Genomic DNA, 21,909 nt, shown 5'->3' with positions numbered 1-21,909 from the left:
TGTTGGTCGTTAGTCCTGCCGCACTGCCCCTGTCACAGCCGCCGCACCGAGCGCTGTGATGATCCATCCAAGCGCTTTTGCGAACCAACGCAACCACCATCCGATGCGCCCCAAAGGGGAGCGCGAGGTGGACGGCGCCCAAGCGGTTTCCTGCCCCAAAGATACGATGGGTATGACCAAGTCAGCGGCGTAGGCGTAGCCATTGAAGGTTTCCCAATCTTTGCCTGCTTCAGTGCTACTGGACCAGAACGCCGCGGGGTTATCTGCATGGCTTTTGGTCGCAGAAATCCAATCCGCAGAGATGAGAATTGGGGCAGCATTGGGCGTCATATCACCCGCGCGCCAAGCTTGGTCAAAGAACGCGCCAAGACCAATGATCAGAGCCGCAGCAAAGAACAAGGCGCGAGCAGGTCTGTACCCATAGCCTACCGCCACGCGCATCACGCCATCAGCGATACAATGAGCAAGCCAGCGTAACGGCAAACCGCCACGCGCGAAAATTGCACGCCTGTTTGCCGCTCTCAGCATGTGTTCTTTGCGCATGAGAACACTGCGAGCATCGGCGCGTTGACCGTTCAATAGCAATACGCGTGCAAGCTGTTCATAGGTCTGCGCCGTGAAACCCATGTCTTCGGGTCGCCGCTCTAACCATGCGAGACGATTTTGGACTGACGTATCGGTGTGTTGTGAGAATCCGTCATATGTGAGCCCGTCTAAGCGGATTGGATAGCTCGCGCCCGGACCTTCGGGCTCATCGCGCAAGCGCGCACAGCGCGCGCCAGACAGATTTACGATGCCGCGACCGATCTGGTTGTCTTTGAAGTACAAAAGCCCTTCAATCCGCGCACGTGCAAATGACAAAGCGATGTCGCGCCCATGTTCTTCTGTGGCTTGAAAAATCCCGCCTGCGCCAAAATCATCTTGTACAGATGTTGCGACGTTCGTCACAAACACATCGTGCTTTGTCGCAAGTGACAAAAAGAACAACGCGCCTTTGCAGGTCAGCGAAGTATCTTCGCCAGAATAGGGATAATTTCCCAGATAGAGTGACCCATCAACCGTCATTGAGGGGGCAAAAATCGCGTCCTGAGTTTCTGACAGGATGCTGCAATCCACAAGTTGCACGTCGCCCTTAATATGCGCGCCTGACAGGCTCATCTCGCCGCTCATGTGGGTGCCTGCGCGTATGAACAAGGCCCCGTCCAAAACAACGTTGTCTGCGGACAGGCCGGGCAGGTTGCAGCCTGAGAAGATTAACCCGCGCATCCGGGCGTTCACTAGTTCAAGCACATCCGTGAAATGGCATTGAGTGAAGGACAGATCACAATTCAAGCGTGCGCCTTGAAGATCCAGCTTCCCAGAAATCCATGCGCCTCTTATACGAAGCCCCTTGGCACCCAATCCCGCCTCGGAGAGCAACAGATCACGCAAAAAAGTTGCGTTGATTAAGTTATCGTCACTTTGTTGTTCGGGCACCGATCCTTCGCCAAACATAATGCGTGCAGGTTCAGCGCATTCGGCAAGCAATTTTTGTTCAGCGGGTGTTTGTGCTGTCGGCGTTGGATGCAAAGTCATGGAAAAAAGAAAACACGCTATTGCGTGGCTCACAAGTCTCTTTGACGTTTCGTCTGTGCTGACAAACAGTGGGTGTGGGGCCATAGTCTGATCAAATTCACGAATGGGAGAATACAAATGTCCGACGAAATCGTCATCCTTGATGGCGCGCGCACAGCGATTGGCACATTCGGGGGCGCACTCGCGCAAACCTCGCCAATCGAATTGGCAACGATTGCGAGCAAAGCCGCGTTGCAACGCTCTGGTGTTGAAGGTGCACAGATTGGTAATGTTGTCTTCGGTCATGTGATCAATACAGAACCGCGTGATATGTATCTGTCGCGGGTTGCAGCGATTGATGCTGGTATTCCCGACACCAGCCCTGCGATGAATGTTAACCGTCTTTGCGGCTCGGGCGCGCAGGCGATTGTATCGGCAGTCCAATCGCTCATGCTTGGAGATGCCGATTTCGCGCTTGCGGGTGGTGCGGAAAACATGTCGCGTTCGCCCTTTATCAATCCTGACCAACGTTGGGGCGCGAAGATGGGCGACATACGCACACTGGATATGATGCTGGGGGCTTTGAACTGTCCCTTTGGTACGGGTCATATGGGTGTCACCGCAGAGAATGTTGCCGCGGAGCATGACATCACGCGCGCAGCACAGGACGCTTTCGCGATGGCGAGCCAAACACGGGCCGCTCATGCTATTGAGAATGGCTATTTCGAAAGCCAAATCACCCCAGTTGCGATCAAAGTGAAACGTGACATGGTTGATTTTGTGGTGGATGAGCATCCTAAAGCCACCTCTGATGAGGCGCTCGCAGGATTGCGCACAGTGTTCCAGAAAGATGGGACTGTGACCGCAGGAAACGCTTCGGGTATTAATGATGGTGCTGCTGCAATGGTGCTTGCAACGGCTGCTGCTGCTGAAAAGGCCGGTCTGAAACCACGCGCGCGTATGCTTGGCTATGCCCACGCCGGTGTACGTCCCGAAGTGATGGGGATCGGTCCTGTGCCAGCGGTAGAAAATTTGCTCGCGCGAACCGGGTTAAAGGCGGCTGACTTTGACGTTGTAGAAAGCAACGAAGCTTTCGCAGCACAGGCGCTGGCGGTGAACAAAGGGCTTGGCCTTGATGCGGCAAAAGTGAACCCGAATGGTGGTGCGATTGCGCTGGGCCATCCCGTTGGTGCGACAGGTGCAATCATCACGCTCAAGGCGCTCTACGAGCTAGAGCGCATCGGTGGTAAGCGCGCGTTGATCACGATGTGTATTGGCGGCGGTCAGGGCATTGCTTTGGCAATTGAAGCACTCTGATCGGAAAAAGATCTTTTTGAAAAGATCTTGCAAGAGCCTTTGCGAAGGCTCTTGACCCTAATCCAGTCGAATGGTTGCGCGGGCCGCGCGACCGTCTTTGTCGATAACAGACAATTGTACGAAGCCTTCTTCCATAATGGGGAGCTGCGTCTCTCTGGTGTGCACATTGGTTAAGACAGGTGCGCCATTGGCGAGCCACGTGAAGGGTGCGCGACCGTCTCTGACTTTAACGTTGAGGCCTGTCCCTGTGCGCGCAAGTCGTGAGCCATCGGGTGGAAAAGCCATCTTTGGCGCATCTGGTGGCGCGTCGAAAACCGAACGCCGCCCTTTGAAGCGACGTAAAGGTTGGGGCAAGTCAGCAGTCTCTAGCAACAAGGTTTCTGGTGGTGGGGACGGCAAAGGTGTCGCGTGGTCAGCGATCAAACCAACCAGTTCGAACAAGATTGGCGCCGCGAGCTCCCCTCCAAATGCGCCAGGTACGGGCGTTCCATCGGGACGTCCAATCCAAACGCCGGCTACATAGCGACCATCAAACCCAATCGCCCAAGCATCGCGATGCCCATAAGACGTGCCGGTTTTATATGCTAGTCGCATGTTTGCAGCGCCAGCAGGTGGGGCAAGACCCGCGAGAATGTGTGAGACCTGCCACGCAGCGGAACGCGATAAAAATCGTTCGTCAACGTTGCTGGTCGGTTCGTTCCGCCAAGTTAGGCTCTGTTTTCTACCCCCTTGCGCGAGACCTGCGTAGAGTTGAACCAACCCTTCAAGTGATGTTCCAACACCACCCAAGGCCACAGCAAGTCCAGCTTGACCGCTTGGCAATTTTGCCGCCACCCCTGCGTTTTTCAGCGCGTTCATGAGGCGTGCAGGGCCTAGTTCTTCTGTCAGCAAAACGACCGGAATGTTGAGCGATAGACGTAGCGCTTCATCGACACGCAATTCACCTCGAAACGCGCCATCGAAATTCTGTGGCGCATAGCTGCCAAAAGCAACGGGTCGGTCATTGATCAGGGTGCTTGGATGCGCGAGCCCTTGATCGAATGCCAAGCCGTAGACCAGCGGTTTTAAAGTGGAGCCAGGCGAGCGTAACGCTTGGGTCATGTCGATAAACCCCTGACGTGCATCTTTGTCAGAATATCCACCGGACCCCACATGTGCGATGATCTCGCCGCTGGTGTGATCGGCCAAAACCATCGCGATGGACACATGTTCAGCCTGTCCATAAAGACGGGACGCCGCAAGCTTTTCGGCTTGCCTTTGTAGGGCGGCCTTCAATGTCAAACTGTGTAGCGTATTTTCAGGGCGCTCTTTGCGTGCGCGATCTGACAGATGTGGCGCATATGAAGGAAATTGATGACGCTGAGCAGAAACAGGCTCTAAATAGGCTGTTTGGGCCTCCTCTTTGCTGACAGTTTTAGTGTCTAACAACCGTTCCAAAACGATCTGGCGCGCAGATTTTGCGGCCAGAAGATCAATATCCGGACGACGGGCTTCAGGCGCTTGAGGTAGCGCAACCAAAAGCGCGGATTGCGCCGCGGTAAGACGGTTAGGTTCTTTGCCAAAATAGCTTAACGATGCTGCACGCACGCCTTCGAGATTGCCGCCAAACGGAGCAAGTAAAAGGTAGAGGTGTAAGATTTCATCTTTGCGCAACACTTGCTCAAGCCGCAATGCAACGCGCACTTGGCGCAGCTTACCTTGCCATGCGCCTGTGCCGCTTTGTTCAAGCAAACGCGCAACTTGCATGGTCAATGTAGATGCGCCTGATACCACTTTGCCATTTATTAGTGCCTGCTTTGTTGCACGGATGACCGCCAAAGGATCGACACCTTTATGAGAAAAGAAACGTTTGTCTTCGTATGCGATGAGCATGTCGAGATAGCGCTGATCCACCTGATTTAGCGCGACGCCAAGCCGCCAACGGCCATCTTCTACCGTATAGGCGCGCAGCAAAACATCGTCGCGATCGCGCACCTCGACAGAGGTTTCAGGCAGCACACTGGGCAACTGCGTGCGCGCCACCCAATCGTCAAACGCATCGCGCCCAAGCGCCACACAGAACAGCGCAAATGCAAATACAAAGGGCGCGAAACGGCGCATCTGTTATTCGGTCACAATCAATTGGCCCGTGTAGCTGCGCGCGCGGTATTGAGGGCGGTACATGTCTTCTACCGATGCTGCAGGATGGTGGTAAACGCCCGGCGAAACGGCGCGTACGATATAGGCGAGGCGCAGGGGTGTTACACCGCGCGAATCCACAGCAGCAAGGAAGCGATCAGAGCGGAACTCTGAGTGCTGCGCGTTCGCTGTTTTCAGCCATTCGAGCGCCCGCACGTCTCCGCCACGGATCAGGTTGGGATTATCGATTTCCAGCCCTGCAGGAAGGGGATCATTGATCATCAAACGTGAAGCACCATCCTCGAACGGAATGACCGTAAGGACCGTGACAAGGCGATTACCCGTTTGTACCCTCAAGTCCGTGACAGGTGCTCCTTCCATCGTGAAATACTCACGGGTGATCTTGTAGCTATATCCCCCTTCCGCCGGTGCGATTTCGGGGATACCAAAGGTGCTCAATGTTATATCCATCGCACGGTTTGAATCATTGCCAATGATCATAGACGTCGCCCCGCTTTCAAAACGTCGGATCAGCGGACCGGCGCTGGCTTCACCATTGATCAATAGATCTGATGCGCCAGGGTTTTCCACCAGTGCGTGCGCGGCGAGAAGTGCCCAAGACGCTTCTTGCGTAGAGAGTGAACGCCCCGCAGCAACGATGCGCTCAGAGAGTACAGATGTGTCTATCGTCGTACTGCCTGCTTCCACGGCGAGGGTCAAAAGACCTGCCGCGTCACGTAGGTTACTGCCAAAGTCAGAACGCCATACTCGCGCTTCTTCACCCATGCGTGGGATCATCAAACGCGCAGCGTGTGCGAACATCGCATCTGCGCGGGTTTGATCGCCATAAGACGCCAAAGCCGCAGCAAGTTGAGCAGCCGCAAGGGGTGTCGTGAACGCGTCTGCTTTCACATCAGCGTAGTAGCGTAAATCGCCCATTGAGGCGGCCCCCTCGCGTGCGAGCACCATGAGAGAATATGCGATGTCCTCGCCCCCCTCATCGAAGTCGGGCGCGTAATTGATACGGTTGCGCAAATTATCCATCGCGATGCGGAAGGCGAGGGCTGGTACGTCGTACCCTTGTGCCTTGGCGCGGGACAGGAAATCGCTGACATAGGCATCTAGCCAAAATTCACCGGAGTCTGCACGCCAAAGGCCAAACGCCCCATTAGAGGATTGTCGCGTCAACACTTGCGCTATCGCTTGATCAACACGTTTTTGTACTGTCGCACGTTCATCCAGACCCATCGCACGGGCAACTTCATCGAAATACAAAAGTGGCATTGCGCGGGACGTGATTTGCTCAGTGCATCCATAGGGGTAGCGATCGAGCGCTTGCAACAAACTTGGTGCGTTGAGTTTTGCAAGTGGACCAGCCGCAAGAATGGCAGAACCCGTGCCCCCCTTAAAGCCCGCGAATACGGCGTTATCCAGGGTGAGTGTTTCGCCCGCCGCAATGCTGATTTGGCGGACTTCGCTTACCTCCGGGTCATTGGCCCGCACGGGGAGGGTTAAAGTCTGGACGAGTTGCTTGCCATCAGGTGTCGTTAGCGCGATGCGCAAAGTATGATCGCCAACAACCGAAGCACCAATTGGCACTGTTAGTGTCTGTTTTTGTCGATCTTCCAGCGTCAATCCCGATGGGATCAATGTGGCATCCAACGCTATTCCCAAGCTTGAGACATCAAGCCCCATACGTCCGCTCGGACCCGTTGCATGCACAATTTCAAGCAACATACTTGATTGATCTCCGGGCGCGAGAAAACGCGGGAGCGATGCCGTGACAACCACTGGATCGCGCACCAGAACATCTGCCTGAGCTTGGCCAACGCCAGTGTTCGACCATGCGACAGCCATCAGGCGCACTGTGCCGTTAAACGCTGGGATATCGAAAGAAGCAGTTGCTTTGCCGTCAGCGCCAATTTCAACAGGACCAGAAAAGTAAGCGACTAGGTCTTGTGTTGGGGGTGGGCTTTGCAAGCGCAGGCGGGATCCAGCGTCGCCACCTGATCGCACTTGTCCCATCGCGCCGTTCATACCGTCTATCAAGCGACCATACACATCGCGAATTTCCATACCAAGACGACGTTGGCCAAAGTAATGATCTGATGGATTAGGGCTATCAAACGCAGTCAGATTGAGGATTCCGAGATCTACAGCAGCAAGGGTGACATAAGCCGTATCTCCTGCTTTGACCCCTTCAACCTGAAGCGATACATCCAAAGAGCCACGCGGTTGAATTGCGTCGGGAGCATCTATCGTAACGTTTAGCTGTTTTGCCTTTGGATCAATCTTCGCATAAGACAGGCCCAAAGCGCGTGCGGGGTTTTGCCCAGCAACGACATCCATCGGACGGATAACGTTTGCCGTCACATATGCGCCTGCGCCCCATTCATCGGTCACGGTGAGGGGGATCAGGTTTTCACCCTGTCTAACCTCAACCGTTTCCATGTGAATAACGCGATTTGACATAACGGTGACAAGCGCCGTACCCGCGAAACGCGGGACAAGTCGCAAGGTCGCCGTATTGCCCATTTTGTAGTCAGGCTTGTCTAGGGATAGCTCTAATGTGTCGGGCGTGTTCGATGTATCCGCAGGAGCGTACCAGCCTGCGTAAAAATCGGTAGAGGACGCGATATAGCTGCCATCCAAACGCTCCACGATCACCTCGTAGCGTCCCCAATCCACAGGTGCGCTTATGGTCAAAGGCGCGTCGGCTAGGTCGACCACTTCGCTTGCCACACGCTTGCGTGTTGTAATGGGCTCCCAGTCCCAATTTCCGTAAAGCTGGTACCATTGATACCGTGTTTCGACGCGGTTCATTGCCCAACGTACTTGCATCGGTGCTGCCTTCAAATCAGCGCCGATCGCGATAAGCTGAAGGCTTGCTTCGGTGCCTTGTGGCACGACATCATCAAACATTTTTTTAATGCCGATCATCGGACCATTCGGGGCAAGCGCTTTTGTGATTTGACGTTCGACAGGGCGACCGCTGCCTTCGGAGACTCGGATCGTTGCACGTAACTCTAACGGCACTGCCGCATTGTTTATTTCGGGCATTTCAAGGGCGACAGTTGCTTCACCATTCGCGTCTGTGCGCGCGCCGCCAGAAAGAAATTTGGTGCGCGGATTGATGGGCTCATCGTAGCGGCCGAAGCGATATCCTTTAAATCCTGCAAGCTCGTTTATTGCGCTCAAACGGACAGACCCTTCTATCGGTAAATCTGAGCCAGGGGAGCCGAATAAGTAACGCGCAGACACTGTCAAAGGTGGCGTATCACCCGCGCGGATCGGCGTATCTGGAAGCGCAAGATCGAAGTCGATGCGCTCTGGCAGAAAATCCTCGACAAGAAGTTTTTGGGTTGAAAGCGGGGCTGCATCTGGGTCCGCTTTCATGTCCAACGTCCACGTGCCGCGTGGAACAGTGTTGCCAAGAGTGAATGCGAAAACATGACCGCCAGCGCGATCATCGCTTGATAGTTTGCGCGTGTACTCAACGCCATCTGGACGGGTCAGGATAGCAGTGATTGGAACATCGTTCAGTGCAGTCGCGGTACCATCGCGTGCCAAGGCTGTCGCATAAATCGTCTCGCCTGCACGGTAAGCACCACGGTCCGTTGTTAAGAAAAGGTCTATCGGCCCAGCCGTTGCGCGGCCTTCAACCCCACGATCAGAAAGATCGAACGCAGGCTCTGTCAGCGACATAAATGCGAGATCATCTTCGCCCTGCTTTGCCAAGACGAGCGCGGGCGACGCACCACCTGTACCGCGCGTGAGACCTGCTGCGAAATGCGCGTAGCCATTTGTGTCAGTCTGCGTCGTCCCAAGGATGCGGTTAGAGCGAGAAAGAAGCGTCACTTCGATCCCTTCCTTCGCCGTCGCATCAGATAGGCCACGCACAAAGGCATGGACCCCATCAGCACCTTTCAGCGTGCTCAAACCTAGATCAGATAGAATAAACCACTGCGTCGCACCCGCGTTGTCATAAAGATCAACGCCCGGTACACGGGCTGTCAGGGCGTATAGTCCAGCGGGCAAGTCTTTGATCAGTTCACCCATAGGCAGACGCGTCGTCATATCGCGGTTCAGCTCGTTTTCAACGAGGCCTGTGCCACTCCAAATCTGCTCACCAATGTTGCGCTTGAAGACTTCGTCTTCGTATTGGCTGAGCGGTCGACCAAACATGTCGTCTTGCATTGTGCGTAGAACGTTTCGGTCGCTCACACGTCGCAACAATAGATCGACTTCATCAAGGTTAACCGTTTGAAGTGGGATTGCCGCGTCAGCAGCTTTTGGCAACACGTAGGCGCGCCCCGGGAAGCGCGCGGAAGCAGTCCGATCGCCCACATACAGCGTCAAAGGCGTGTCCTTTATCAAGGTTTCCCCGCTTGCCGCAGGAAGGCCGGAACGGAACGTAACCTGATAGCGCGCACCGTGTTCAACACCGTCGATACAAAGCTGACGACCATCAGCTTGTACAACAAGTGTTTGGGTGGGCAGCTTCACAAAAGGTGTGTAGTCAACGCCCGTTTTCACCAGTGGCTCAGAGAATTCCGCACAGATTCGCGGCGCTGCGGCGTCCTTATCAACACGATGTTCTGTGATGCGAAAGCCGTATTTAGCGATGGCTTTGTCAAGCGCGACGACCACGTCAGGACGTGGCTGAATACTTTCAGCAAGACGTAACGCAGGGATCATATCGCGACCGCGCCTAAGTTCTTCCATCGCATTGGCCATGATCTGCAAGGCACTGACTTTCGCGCCGTCATTTGTTGCGCGAAGATACGCGTTATGCGCTGCATTCAAAGCGCGCTGGCGCATCTTTCGGGTGTCGGAGCTGTTCTTGCCTTTCACCTCCATCGCAAGGCGCGCGTATTCGGCCCACATATCGCTCGCGTCAGATTGCGCAGTTGCCGCCCCTTGCCAATGCATCGCGCTGAGCAGGTTGTTTTCCGTGCGTCTGTCGCGAACTGCATCCAAAAGGACCTCAACGCTCCATTGGCCGCCGGGATGCAATGCCCCGAGCTTCTGCGCTTGTGCGAAGGCCGCGTCACGATCGCGTTGCGTTAGGAACGCAATTTCGCGTGTGCGCTGTTCTGCTGCGTTCAATAGGTTGGCATTGGTGCGATAAACCTCTGCGGACATTGCGCCCTCATAGGTTTGTTTTTCACTCACACCGCTTTTGGGAAAACATGCGTTTGATTTTTGGTTAAATGTGAACGCGCTGCACTGACTGTTGTTAAGACATGCCCGCTCACAGGCGTCGAGTGTCGTATCAAACAGATTGGTTAAATCAGCGCCGAAAAAATCAACGTCTTTTGAGTAGACCAATCGTTGCTCTGGAATAGGGCCGCTCTGGGCTACAGCGGTTCCGACACATAACAAAGCGAATACAACGGCGAAAATGACGCGGCGCATATAATTCTCCTAAAATAATGCATCAAAGGTGACACGTGCGATGTGCTTTTGGCAAGTTTTCTGCATCCGAGTTAAATCAATCTTCACTTCCTAAGCGGATTGTCGCGTTAACCTTAACCTTGATTCACGTGACTTCAGAATGACGCTTGCCCACAAACTTGCCGAGGAACGGCGTGCCCGCCTTGCGGCTGAACGGCTGTTGCAAATGAAAGAGGCTGAACTGTTTTCGGCCAATCGCAAACTGGGGCGGCATGCGCGCGCGTTGTCTGAACGGATTGAACGCACAGAAGCGGAAGTCGCAAACGTGCGCGATGAAAATCGTCAGGTGAAGACAGATTTGACCGTCGCCCATCAAAAGGTGGAGATTGCAGAACGACGGCTGTGGCATTCTATTCGCACCATCCGTGATGGATTTGCTTTCTTTAATTCGGATAGTGAAATGATTAGCGCCAATGACGCCTATCTTGGTGTTTTTGACGATCTTGAAGACATGAAACCCGGGGTCACATACCCCGAAATTCTGTTGGTTCTGACGGAAGAAGGGATCGTTGATACCGAAGCGTTAAGTGCGCATGAATGGCGCAATGCGATGCTTGATCGATGGCATTCGCCCAACCCTAGCCCAATTGTTTTAAAATTTTGGAATGGCATGTATGCCAAACTTATCGATGAGCGTGGTCCTGATGGCGATGTCGTATCGCTCGCGTTGAATATCACAGACACGATCCGCTATGAAAACCAGCTAAAGCAGGCCCGCCACCAAGCCGAAACCGCGAACCGTGCTAAATCTGCCTTTCTCGCAAACATGAGCCACGAAATTCGCACGCCGATGAATGGTATTGTTGGCATGGCAGACTTGCTCGCGGAAACAACGCTGGAAGATGAGCAGCAGCTTTTTGTCGATACGATCAGAAATTCTGGCGAAGCTTTGCTGACGATTATCAATGATGTGCTCGATTATTCAAAAATAGAAGCCAATCGGTTGGAGCTACGACCCACTACATTTGATTTTGAACAGTGTATTCATGAAGTTATTCGCCTTTTGCAGCCATCTGCGCGCGACAAAGGTATTGCTTTGTTTGTTGACTACGATCTGTTTTTGCCGACCCAAGTTGTGGGTGATCCGGGGCGCATACGCCAAATCCTAACCAACCTTCTGGGCAATGCGGTTAAATTTACCAAAGTCGGTCACGTGCTGATTTCTGTTACAGGAACCCATGAAGACGGAATATGCGATCTGCGTGTGACCGTCCAAGATACCGGAATTGGGATTCCAGAGGACAAGGTTGATCAAGTTTTTGGTGAATTTAACCAAGTCGATGAAGAGAAGAACCGCGAGTTTGAAGGAACGGGTCTTGGCCTTGCGATTACCAAACGCCTGGTTGAAATGATGGATGGTCAGATTTGGGTTACGGCAGAAGATAATGTGGGCAGTTGCTTTGGGTTTCGTGCGAAGCTTGCCAGCTATCCGGCGGAAGATCTCGAAATTGTCAAACCTGCCATCAAACGCGCGTTGATCGTTGATAGTTCAGAGCTGACCCGCACGATCATTGAGAAACAGGTTTCTCTACTTGGTATCGACTGTGTCGCTGTGAATTGTGAAAACGATGCAATTGCGCAGTTAAACGCTGATTTTGATCTCGCTATTATTGACGATATGCAGGGCGAGATTGATGGTTTTGATCTTGCCCGCAGCTTTCGTGCGAAATTTCCCGATCTTGCGATACTACTCATAACGTCGAACGCTAGCGTTGCGGAGGCTGATCCGGCGAGGGACGCAGTAACGCGCATCCTGCAAAAGCCTGTGCCACGCCAGCACTTATACCGCGTGTTGATAGATCTCGCGCCGCCTGAGCAGAAGGAGCCTGCGCCTGACGCTTTGGTTTTTCATGCAGTCAATCGCGCGCCGCCAAACGCGCCCCAAGCTGGGCGCAAATTACGTATTCTTGCTGCGGAAGATAACAAAACCAATCAGCTGGTCTTTCGCAAGATGCTCAAAAACCTTGACGTTGACCTAGAGTTTGCCAGCAACGGAATTGAAGCGGTCGCGCTTTATCAAAGTTTCGAGCCGGACGTTGTGTTTATGGACATTTCGATGCCGAAAAAAGATGGCAAAGAGGCGACGCAAGACATTCGCGCATTGGAGAAGACCAGCCAAAAAACTGTTCCGATAATCGCAATGACCGCGCACGCAATGGCGGGCGATCAGGAAACGATATTGCAAGCAGGGCTCGACCATTACCTGACAAAACCGCTGAAAAAATCTCTTGTCATTGAACATATTGCGGCTTTGGACCTGCCAGGAGCCCAAGCGCTTAGGTCGGATCAGTTAGGGTAGTCGCGCAGGAAAACCCAGCGATCGCCTTCGCTCATATCTTTCTGGAAAGCGTAGCCACCTGTATCAAACTCTTTGATGTCGTCAGCACTCTCAACACGGTTTTGGATCATGTAACGCGCCATCGCACCCCGTGCTTTCTTGGCGAAGAAACTTACGATTTTGGCTTTGCCGTCTTTATTTTCCATAAAGACAGGGGTGATCACACGTAGTTTCAGTGCTTTGGGTGCGACCGCGCCAAAATATTCCTGACTTGCACAGTTTACCAACGTATCTGTCCCGATCTCATCCGCTTGCGTGTTCAGCATTTTGGACAAATCGGTGCGCCAATAGTCATAAAGTGATGTGCCGCGACGGGTCTTGAGACGCGAGCCCATTTCAAGGCGATAAGGTTGAATGCCATCGAGTGGGCGTAAAACGCCATAAAGGCCAGACAAAATGCGCAAATGATCTTGTGCCCAGCGCAGCTCATCATCGTTTAGGCTGGTCGCTTCGAGCCCTTGGTATGTATCGCCCGCGAAAGCCAAAGCTGCTGGGCGTACGGCGTCATCGCTTGGCTCTGCTTCAAATGCTTGAAAGCGGTCCCGATTGAGGCGCGCCAAATCTGGGCTGAGATCCATCAGTTTGCGCAATTCGGCTAGCGTTAAGTTCTTCGCTGTTTTGGAAAGGCGTACCGCGTCTTCTTGCAAATCAGGCGCGGTCATTTTTACATCGCGCTCTGCCCAATCCAAACGCTTGGCCGGTGAAATCACAACTAACATATTCGCCCCTCTATTCGCTGATGGTTGATCTAGCTCGCCTCACGCAAGACGTCCAGAAATGCGCGCCCAAATCTTTCACTGCGCCGTTCGCCCAAGATGCGTTCAAGCGCCATTTCATTTTGCGGTTTCTGTGCCGCGATCTTTGCAAGCAAGGAAGCAGAACAGCTGAGCGGCTTGTCATGCCCCTCGCCACCGCGTGCGAGATCGGCCTGCACTTCGAGCAGACGATCATACAACGTGCCGCTTTCGCGACCGGCAAGCTTGCGCCGTGCCGGATGCTGGCTTTCCACTTCGCCATTGATCACTTCCAGAAAAGCAGCGCCGTAGGTATCAAGTTTTTTTGCGCCAACGCCACCGATGGAGGCCAAGTCATCCAGTGTTTTGGGCCGCGCCTGTGCCATCTCGATCAACGTTTTGTCGTTGAATACGATGTAGGCGGGAACGCGCGCCGCTTCTGCCAACCCGCGCCGTTTCGCTTTGAGGGCTGACAGCAAAGGCGCGTCTTCTTCGCTCACCAACGTTCTTACAGTTGGCGAGAATTTCGAGGCAGCCTTGATGCTGTCACGACGCAGTCGAATGGAGGCTTCACCACGCAAAATCGGCAAAGCCTCGTCTGTCATGCGCAAAGCACCGTGTCGCTCGGGGTCAGGGCGTACCAAATCATGCCCCATCATTTGACGAAAGACAGCCTGCCACTCGCGTTTGCTGTATTCTTTTCCAACGCCATACGTTGGCAAATCATCGTGTCCGCGCGCGCGAATTTTGTCAGTGTCATTGCCTAAAAGGACATCGATCAAATGACCCGCGCCGAAGTATTCGTTTGTTCGTAAGATCGCGGACAATGCTTTGCGTACAGCAGTTGTCCCGTCAAAGACGTCTACAGGTGCATCGCAAAGGTCGCAGTTTCCGCATTTGACGTTGGTTTCGCCAAAATAAGCAAGCAAGCTGGAGCGGCGACAATCAAGTGCCTCCGCGAGACCCAGCAAAGCATTCAGGCGCGCATGATCCGCAGCGCGGCGTTCGGGTGGTGCGAGGCCTTCGTCAATCTGGCTGCGGCGCAGTCGAATATCATCCGGTCCATAAAGCGTGAGCGTTTCGGCAGGTGCACCGTCACGTCCGCCGCGACCAATTTCTTGGTAATACGCTTCGATCGACTTGGGCAGATCAGCATGTGCGACCCAGCGAATGTCTGGCTTGTCCACGCCCATGCCAAAGGCCACCGTCGCCACAACAATCAAGCCATCTTCGCGTTGAAAGCGTGCTTCAACGTCACGACGTGCATCAGGATCCATGCCGCCATGATAAAAACACGCGCTATGGCCGGCTTGGTTCAGCGCGCCAGAAAGCCCTTCGGTCTTGGCGCGTGTGCCGCAATAAACGATGCCTGATTGACCTTTGCGCGCAGCTGCAAAGCTCAAAATTTGCTGGCGCGGCCCATCTTTGGCGGCAAAGGCGAGGTGGATGTTGGGACGATCAAAGCCATGTAAAAACGTCTGGGGCGATTCACCATCAAAAAGACGTTGCGCAATTTCAACCCGTGTCTCTGCATCGGCGGTGGCTGTGAACGCAGCGATGGGCACGTTCAACGCGCGTCGTAAATCGCCAATACGCAGATAATCGGGACGGAAATCATGACCCCACTGGCTGACGCAATGTGCTTCATCCACGGCGATACGGTTCACACCAGCGCGGCGCAAAAGGTTAACAGCCCCACCAGAAGCAAGGCGTTCAGGTGCCATATACAAAAGGCGCAATGTGCCTGCGTCAATCGCCTCAAACACAGCGTTTGTTTCTTCTTCGGTGTTTCCAGAGGTCAGCGCGCCTGCAACAACGCCGCTGGCTTTCAGAGCCTGCACTTGGTCACGCATTAATGCGATCAATGGTGAGATAACGACAGTTAACCCTTCGTCATCCATTAATGCGGGAAGTTGGTAACACAGGGATTTGCCGCCACCCGTGGGCATAATCGCGAGCACGTTTTCGTTGCCTGAAACAGCATCGACAATGTCGCGCTGGCCAGGCCGAAAGGCGTCAAATCCGAAAACGTCGCTTAACAGCGATACGGCGCGGTCCATGGGATGTCCTGTAATGGCATTGCTTTGCTCTTACAGGATATGTCCCATAGGTTAACAACTCACACAAGATGCAGTGTTAGTAAAAGGACTGCATGTTGTTGGCGATAATGATCCGCAAGGCGTAAACGCCGACCAATGCCACCAATGGTGCCAAGTCGATGCCGGCCATGTTTGGTAAGAAGCTACGAATCTTGGAGTAAACAGGATCAAGAATACGGTTCAGACCGTACCAAATCTGCGCAACGAACTGTTGGTTCAGGTTAAGGACTTGGAAACTGATCAACCAGCTCATGATTACATGAGCCACAATGAAGAACCACGCGATATCGAGGATCAGAAGAAGGATTTGGAAAAGCGATAACATGGGCAATAGGCTCCGAAATTTTGAGTTACTCCCTAGGTAGTCGTGCTGGGGCGCGGCGACAAGTGCCGCAGGGTCGCGGCTTGACGCGAATACGAACTATCGCAGATGTGGGGCTTAACAGGAGCGCGTTTATGTACCCTTTCATCCGTATGATCAAAGCCATGTGGCAGACCAGAAATCTAGAGCCACTCGGCTTTGATGAGATGCATATCTCACGCCATCGGTGCTGGCCTTGGGACATCGATATGTGGATGGAGCTGAATAATGGGCGAACGCTGACACTGCTTGATCTTGGGCGCATTCCTTTGGCAAAACGAGCAGGCTTGGTGGATGCTTTAAAAAGCAATCGTTGGGGTCTGACAATGGCGGGCGTCTCTGTGCGTTATCGGCGCCGCATCCGCACGTTTGAGGCGTTTACGATGAAGTCGCGCGCTGTGTGCTGGGATGAACGGTTCTTCTATCTTGAGCAATGTATGGTCAAAGATAATGGTGAAGTCGCTAATCACGCTCTTTATCGGGCTGCGGTGACGGACAAATCGGGCATTCTAGCGCCTGCGCGCGTTGCAGAGGCAATGGGGCGAGAGCCAACATCTCCGCCTATTCCTGACTGGGTTGCGAATTGGATTGAAGCGGATGCCAGCCGTCCGTGGCCGCCAATGCAGGACTAAGCGACAGGATTGTCTTGCGCGTGTGACATTGTGTCTGTCTAACTGTCCCCAATAAAGGGGACGGATAAATGACAAGCGCAACAACTGACAAGACATTGAAGAAGCGCATTTGGGGTTGGTACTTTTTCGACTTTGCCAGCCAGCCGTATCATACGGTTTTGAACACCTTTATCTTTGGCCCTTTTTTCGTGGCAATCGCTGCGACTTACTACCTTAATCAAGGGTTGGTTGAGGGCGTTGCGGATGCAAACGCGCAAGCAATGTGGGCTTGGACGACTGCACTGATTGGTTTGATCATCGCCTTTTCGGCTCCGATTTTTGGTGCAATGGCTGATAGCACGGGGCGAAAAATGCCTTGGATCGTCTCGTTCAGTTTGATGTATGTGCTTGGTTGTGGCGCGCTGTGGTTTACGGCCCCCGATGCGAGCAACCTGTTTTGGATGCTTGCCGCCTTTGGAATTGGCTTTATCGGTGCGGAGTATGCTCTCATTTTTACCAACGCGCAGTTGCCTGGCTTGGGAACGCGCGAACAGATTGGTAAGATTTCGGGCTCTGGTTTTGCTTTTGGCTATCTGGGTGGCGTAATTGCCTTGGCCATCGCACTTTTGTTGCTCGTTGAGCAGGGGAATGGCAAAACTGTTGCGGGTCTTGATCCCTTGTTCGGGCTTGATCCAAGTGCGCGCGAAGGGACACGTGCCACAGGGCCGTTTGCGGCGATTTGGTTTGTCCTGTTTATGATCCCCTATTTCCTATGGGTGCGCGAAGTCCGTACGGATCAAATTAGATCCAGCTTTTCTGAAGCATTCGGGCAGGTTGTTAAGTCTTTGAAGGGCCTCAAATCCCGTCGCTCGCTTGGGTATTTCCTTGTCGGGTCGATGTTCTATCGCGATGCGCTAAATGGCCTCTACGCGTTCGGTGGCGTTTACGCTAAGCTGGTTTTGGATTGGGAAGTCACGCAGATTGGCGTGTTTGGTGTTGTCGCGGCAATTGGTGCGGCTTTTTTTAGCTACATCGGCGGTTTTGCGGATCGTCGCTTCGGACCAAAACCTGTGATCGCTTTCGCAATTGTCGTTCTGATGTTTGTCAGCCTCACAATTATCAACATCACACCTGACACGCTGTACGGAATGAAAGTTGCAGCAGGAACGCCAGATCTGGTCTTCATTATCTGCGGTGTTTTGATTGGAGGTATGGGAGGGATGCTACAATCGGCAAGCCGCTCTTTGATGGTGCGTCACACAAATGAAGAGAATGCGACTGAGTATTTTGGCCTTTATGGCCTGTCTGGCCGCGCGACTGCATTCCTCGCACCGCTTTTGATCGGAATCGTTACAACCATGACGCAAAGCGCGCGTTTGGGTGTATCGCCTGTGATCTTCCTTTTCTTGATTGGATTAATCTTGTTAGCCTACGTTCATAAAAACGGAGATTTTGAAAAATGATGCGCGTTTTTGCACTGTTTATTGGTTTAATTATTGCTTTGCCACTTGCCGCAGCACCTGAAGCGAAACAACTTTTTGGTGCTGCAAAAAAAGGTTCTGCCCAGCGTGCTGCCCCTTTGGGGTCATATGCGAAAGGATGTGCCGCTGGCTCTGTCGCGTTGCCGGAAACCGGTCCAACTTGGCAGGCGATGCGCCTGTCGCGCAATCGCAATTGGGGGCATCCGACGACAATAGACTTTATTCAAAAGCTTTCGGCCAAGGCCGCGCAACTGCCAGGATGGAACGGGTTATATATTGGTGACATTAGCCAGCCACGCGGCGGTCCGATGTTGTCAGGTCACCGAAGCCATCAGATTGGCCTAGATATCGATATCTGGATGCTGCCTGCCAAAAATCTAAACCTGTCGCGTCGTGAACGTGAAAAGATCAGCTCTGTATCGCTGCGTCGCGCCAAAGGTGCCTATATCAACGACAAGTTCACGCGGCAGCACATGGAAATCATGAAAGCCGCTGCAAAAGACAAGCGTACTGCGCGTATTTTTGTCTTTCCGGGCGCGAAAGTCGCTATGTGCAACGCTGAAAAGGGCAATCGTCGTTGGTTGCGCAAAATTCGACCTTGGTATGGGCATCACTACCACTTCCATGTGCGGCTCGCTTGTCCTAAAGGTGCGCGCGGATGCAAGGATCAGAACCCACCTCCCGCAGGGGATGGCTGCGCAGACGCGCAAAAGTGGGTGAACGATATTCTAAATCCGCCAAAGCCGAAACCGCGCGATCCGAATGCGCCCAAGCCAAAGCCACGGCGTGAATACGTTCTGGCGGATTTACCTTCTCAATGCGCAAATGTCTTGCAGTCTCGGTAGCCCTTTTATTCGCTGCGCCACTTTATGCGACACCGCTCGCGGTGCCTGTTTCTGAATTTGAATGGTCGCCTGATGTGGAAGATTTTGGAGGGCTTTCAGGGCTAGAAGTCGATAAGGATGGTCTGGGTTTTGCCGCAGTCAGCGACGATGGTGTGCTCTATTCCGGCGCGCTGCTGCGCGATGGTGCGGGCGACCTTATCGGCGCTGACATTGAACGCAGCCAACCTTTGCTAATCGAAGATGGTACGCGTCCTGATCCAAAACGTTTCCGCGATATGGAAGGGCTTGCGCTTTTGTCTGATGGACAACTCGCCATTTCCGCGGAAAGTCGCCCTCGTATTTTGATCTATTCTGATGTGAGCGGGACACCTTCAAGGCGCGAACTCCCAAAGCGTGGCAAGCGGGCGCCAAGCAACATCGGTTTTGAGGCATTTGCTGTTTCACAAGAAGGTGCTCTTTTTCTCATTCCCGAGGGGACAAATAACATCCGCACTCCGTTTCCTATCTTTCGCAGTTCAGGGAACGACGATTGGACGCGTATCTATGGCCTGCCGCGAGTTGGGGGGTTCCGCCCTGTTGGCGCAGATTTTGGACCTGATGGTCATCTCTATGTTCTGACGCGTAGCTTTATCGGCTTCGCCTTTCAAACGCGCATTGATCGCGTGATCTTTGTTGACGGGGAACCCATCCGCCACCAGCATCTTTTTACCAGTTCGTTTGGTCAGTTCGACAATCTTGAAGGGCTTGCAGTATGGCAGGACGCGGCTGGCTCTTTGCGCCTTTTAGCAGTGTCTGATGACAATTTCAGTGGCTTTCAGCGCACAATGATGGTCGAATTTTTGCTGCAAGAATAGCTTGCCTCGCCTGCAAACAGCGCATAAACGGCTGCGACTCTCATGCATGAGAGGAAGTAGCCGCAACCTTGTAAAAAACGGGCAATAAAAATGACACGCACTTACTTACCTGGCATTCTTGCCATGGCAGCCATTGTGGTTGCTTCTAACATCCTTGTTCAATTTCTGTTTGGCAAATGGCTCACGTGGGGTGCTTTCACGTATCCCTTTGCCTTCCTCGTCACAGACTTGATGAACCGCATCTATGGCGCAAGTGCTGCGCGCCGGGTCATCTTTGTTGGCTTTCTCGTGGGTGTCATCTGCTCACTGATCGGTACTCAAATTCAGGGTGAGTTTGGTCCATTGGTCACGCTTCGTATTGCGATTGCCTCTGGGACAGCGTTCCTTGTTGCGCAATTGATCGACGTTTCAATTTTCTCTGCGCTCAAGAATGGGAAATGGTGGCGCGCGCCGCTTGCTTCCTCAATTGTGGGATCCTCGCTTGATACGGCTTTGTTCTTTAGCATAGCATTTTCCACAGCGTTTATCTTTATAGAGCCGTCAAATGATGTGAGTTGGGCAAATGAAACTTTGCCGCTTCTTGGCTTTGGTCCAGTTGTGCCGCTTTGGGTATCCTTGGCTGTCGCAGATTGGGGTGTCAAACTTGCGCTCGCATTGATTGCTTTGGTTCCATTCAAAGCCCTCGTTTCACGTTGGCTGAGCAACGAAACTCAAACTGTATAAAAAAGTGTTTGGCGATCACAGATTTCCATGCAATCCTCTGCTTAGTTGAAACAAATGAGAGGAGGTGATCCTGTGTCTAAAAAGGTATTGGAGAAATGTGTTGGGACAATTTGCGAGGTGCGCCGCTAGCGGCAACCCCTAGCCGGCCTTGCGCCCGCGAATTGGTGAGAGCCTAACTGGCACACCTCCGAAACTCAGATTAAGGGCCGCTCTTTTAGGGTGGCCCTTTTTGCGTCTTGGCTTGGGTTCTGGCATGTAGGGCCTATGTTGCAAATAACGCCAAATATCGAAATCGCAGATTGGGAATTGACCGAGAGCTTTACCCGCTCTTCCGGGCCGGGTGGACAGAACGTAAATAAAGTTTCGACCGCAGTGGAATTGCGGTTCGAGGCGGAGCGTTCGCCGAATTTATCTGGCCCCGTGAAGACCCGTTTGAAACGACTTGCAGGCCGTCGTTGGACGCTTGATGGTGCGTTGATCATCCGCGTCGAAGAAGAACGCAGCCAAGCTCGCAATCGCGCGATTGCGCGGGAACGATTGAGCGCGCTGATCCGCAAAGCGCTGGTTGTTCCTAAACGGCGCATTGCAACACGGCCAACGCTAGGCAGCAAAAAGCGCCGCCTTAAGGCGAAAAAAGAACGCGGTGAGGTGAAGGCCTTGCGGGGAAAAGTGACCGGCGAGGATTAAACAATCACCTCTTGGCGCTCTTGTTCGCCTAACTCGAATACGCGCTTGTACCGTTCGATCTCATCGGCTGGCCCCATGGCTTTTCCAGGATTGTCAGACAGTTTAACCGTCGGGCTGCCGTCAGCTTCAACGGCTTTGCAAACGATTGAAAATGGATCAAGCCCGCCATCTGGGACGAGACCACGGAAGTCATTCGTCAATAAGGTGCCCCAACCGAAACTGACGCGAACACGGCCGTCGAACTGCCTATGTAGTTCAATGATTTTCTCAACATCTAGGCCGTCCGAGAAAATGACGAGCTTGTCTCGGGGGTCTTCGCCGCGCTGCTTCCACCACTTGATTGCGTTTTCTGCGCCGGTTGCAGGATCGCCTGAGTCAATTCGAATGCCTGTCCAGCCGGCTAACCAATCCGGTGCGCGATTGAGAAAGCCCTCGGTGCCGTAGGTATCGGGTAAAATGATGCGCAGATTGCCATCATGCTCTTCCTGCCAGTCTTCCAAAACCTGATAGGGTGCTTGGCGCAATGTATCGTCCGTCTTTGCAAGCGCGGAATACACCATCGGCAATTCATGCGCGTTCGTGCCAATTGCTTCGATATCGCGCAGCATCGCGATTTTACAATTTGAAGTTCCGACAAACTTCTCGCCCAAACCTTCGCGCATCGCTTGAACGCACCAGTCTTGCCAGAGGAACGAATGGCGTCTGCGCGTGCCAAAATCAGCGATGCGCA

At 53.3% G+C, this 21,909-nt stretch carries 14 protein-coding genes and 1 pseudogene; 8 read left to right on the top strand and 7 right to left on the bottom strand.

Annotated elements, in window-relative coordinates; genetic code table 11:
- Nucleotides 1–9: 9 nt before the first annotated feature.
- Entirely contained in the window at nucleotides 10–1,608 is a 1,599-nt protein-coding gene (locus tag ACTG3Z_RS14285; protein WP_439143733.1) for a hypothetical protein, read from the bottom strand.
- An 84-nt stretch (nucleotides 1,609–1,692) separates the two neighbouring features.
- On the opposite strand from ACTG3Z_RS14285, the gene ACTG3Z_RS14280 reads away from it, so the two are divergent.
- A complete protein-coding gene (locus tag ACTG3Z_RS14280; protein ID WP_439143732.1) occupies nucleotides 1,693–2,871 on the top strand; it encodes an acetyl-CoA C-acyltransferase family protein in 1,179 nt (392 codons plus the stop codon).
- Between the two features lie 57 nt (nucleotides 2,872–2,928).
- Here ACTG3Z_RS14280 and pbpC read toward each other — a convergent pair whose 3' ends face one another.
- Together pbpC and ACTG3Z_RS14270 are read right to left on the bottom strand one after the other, a co-directional pair.
- The gene (pbpC, locus tag ACTG3Z_RS14275) at nucleotides 2,929–4,971 is read right to left on the bottom strand and encodes a penicillin-binding protein 1C (protein WP_439143731.1); all 2,043 of its coding nucleotides are present in this window, start codon (nucleotides 4,969–4,971) and stop codon (nucleotides 2,929–2,931) included.
- A 3-nt stretch (nucleotides 4,972–4,974) separates the two neighbouring features.
- Nucleotides 4,975–10,407, bottom strand: coding sequence for an alpha-2-macroglobulin family protein (locus ACTG3Z_RS14270; RefSeq protein ID WP_439143730.1), 5,433 nt, complete (start codon nucleotides 10,405–10,407; stop codon nucleotides 4,975–4,977).
- 139 nt (nucleotides 10,408–10,546) lie between these two features.
- Between ACTG3Z_RS14270 and ACTG3Z_RS14265 the strand changes: the two genes are divergently transcribed.
- A complete protein-coding gene (locus ACTG3Z_RS14265; protein WP_439143729.1) occupies nucleotides 10,547–12,745 on the top strand; it encodes a response regulator in 2,199 nt (732 codons plus the stop codon).
- Here ACTG3Z_RS14265 and yaaA read toward each other — a convergent pair.
- The 3 genes from yaaA to ACTG3Z_RS14250 all read right to left on the bottom strand — a co-directional run bounded on the left by yaaA (nucleotide 12,733) and on the right by ACTG3Z_RS14250 (nucleotide 15,942).
- On the bottom strand, nucleotides 12,733–13,503 hold the full coding sequence (gene yaaA / locus ACTG3Z_RS14260) for a peroxide stress protein YaaA (protein WP_439143728.1): 771 nt from the start codon (nucleotides 13,501–13,503) through the stop codon (nucleotides 12,733–12,735). The genes ACTG3Z_RS14265 and yaaA overlap by 13 nt on opposite strands.
- 29 nt (nucleotides 13,504–13,532) lie before the next feature.
- Nucleotides 13,533–15,578: a DNA helicase RecQ gene (recQ, locus tag ACTG3Z_RS14255; RefSeq protein WP_439143727.1), complete on the bottom strand. Its 2,046-nt coding sequence runs from the start codon at nucleotides 15,576–15,578 to the stop codon at nucleotides 13,533–13,535.
- A 76-nt stretch (nucleotides 15,579–15,654) separates the two neighbouring features.
- Nucleotides 15,655–15,942: a YggT family protein gene (locus ACTG3Z_RS14250; RefSeq protein WP_439143726.1), complete on the bottom strand. Its 288-nt coding sequence runs from the start codon at nucleotides 15,940–15,942 to the stop codon at nucleotides 15,655–15,657.
- Nucleotides 15,943–16,073: 131 nt separating this feature from the next.
- Between ACTG3Z_RS14250 and ACTG3Z_RS14245 the strand changes: the two genes are divergently transcribed.
- The 6 genes from ACTG3Z_RS14245 (at nucleotide 16,074) to arfB (ending at nucleotide 21,179) form a co-directional block, all read left to right on the top strand.
- Entirely contained in the window at nucleotides 16,074–16,610 is a 537-nt protein-coding gene (locus ACTG3Z_RS14245; protein WP_375264952.1) for an acyl-CoA thioesterase, read from the top strand.
- A 68-nt stretch (nucleotides 16,611–16,678) separates the two neighbouring features.
- Complete coding sequence (locus ACTG3Z_RS14240; RefSeq protein ID WP_439143725.1) at nucleotides 16,679–18,052, top strand: MFS transporter; 1,374 nt, start codon at nucleotides 16,679–16,681, stop codon at nucleotides 18,050–18,052.
- Nucleotides 18,049–18,915 (top strand): penicillin-insensitive murein endopeptidase, encoded by an 867-nt coding sequence (gene mepA / locus ACTG3Z_RS14235; protein ID WP_439143724.1) that lies wholly within the window; start codon nucleotides 18,049–18,051, stop codon nucleotides 18,913–18,915. The genes ACTG3Z_RS14240 and mepA overlap by 4 nt, the downstream gene beginning before the upstream one ends.
- A complete protein-coding gene (locus tag ACTG3Z_RS14230) occupies nucleotides 18,888–19,769 on the top strand; it encodes an esterase-like activity of phytase family protein (RefSeq protein ID WP_439143723.1) in 882 nt (293 codons plus the stop codon). Before mepA ends, ACTG3Z_RS14230 begins: the two co-directional genes overlap by 28 nt.
- 90 nt (nucleotides 19,770–19,859) lie before the next feature.
- Nucleotides 19,860–20,492, top strand: coding sequence for a queuosine precursor transporter (locus tag ACTG3Z_RS14225; protein WP_439143722.1), 633 nt, complete (start codon nucleotides 19,860–19,862; stop codon nucleotides 20,490–20,492).
- Nucleotides 20,493–20,756: 264 nt separating this feature from the next.
- Nucleotides 20,757–21,179 (top strand): alternative ribosome rescue aminoacyl-tRNA hydrolase ArfB, encoded by a 423-nt coding sequence (gene arfB / locus ACTG3Z_RS14220; RefSeq protein ID WP_439143721.1) that lies wholly within the window; start codon nucleotides 20,757–20,759, stop codon nucleotides 21,177–21,179.
- On the opposite strand, the pseudogene ACTG3Z_RS14215 reads toward arfB, so the two are convergent.
- A pseudogene (locus tag ACTG3Z_RS14215) lies at nucleotides 21,176–21,909 on the bottom strand (nicotinate phosphoribosyltransferase); the annotation flags it as partial. The gene arfB and the pseudogene ACTG3Z_RS14215 overlap by 4 nt on opposite strands.

The sequence above is a fragment of the Planktotalea sp. genome (genome assembly GCF_965659345.1).
GTDB lineage: Bacteria > Pseudomonadota > Alphaproteobacteria > Rhodobacterales > Rhodobacteraceae > Planktotalea.
The sequence above is the reverse complement of the archived record's forward strand: the minus strand, read 5'-3'. Positions and strand labels throughout refer to the sequence as shown.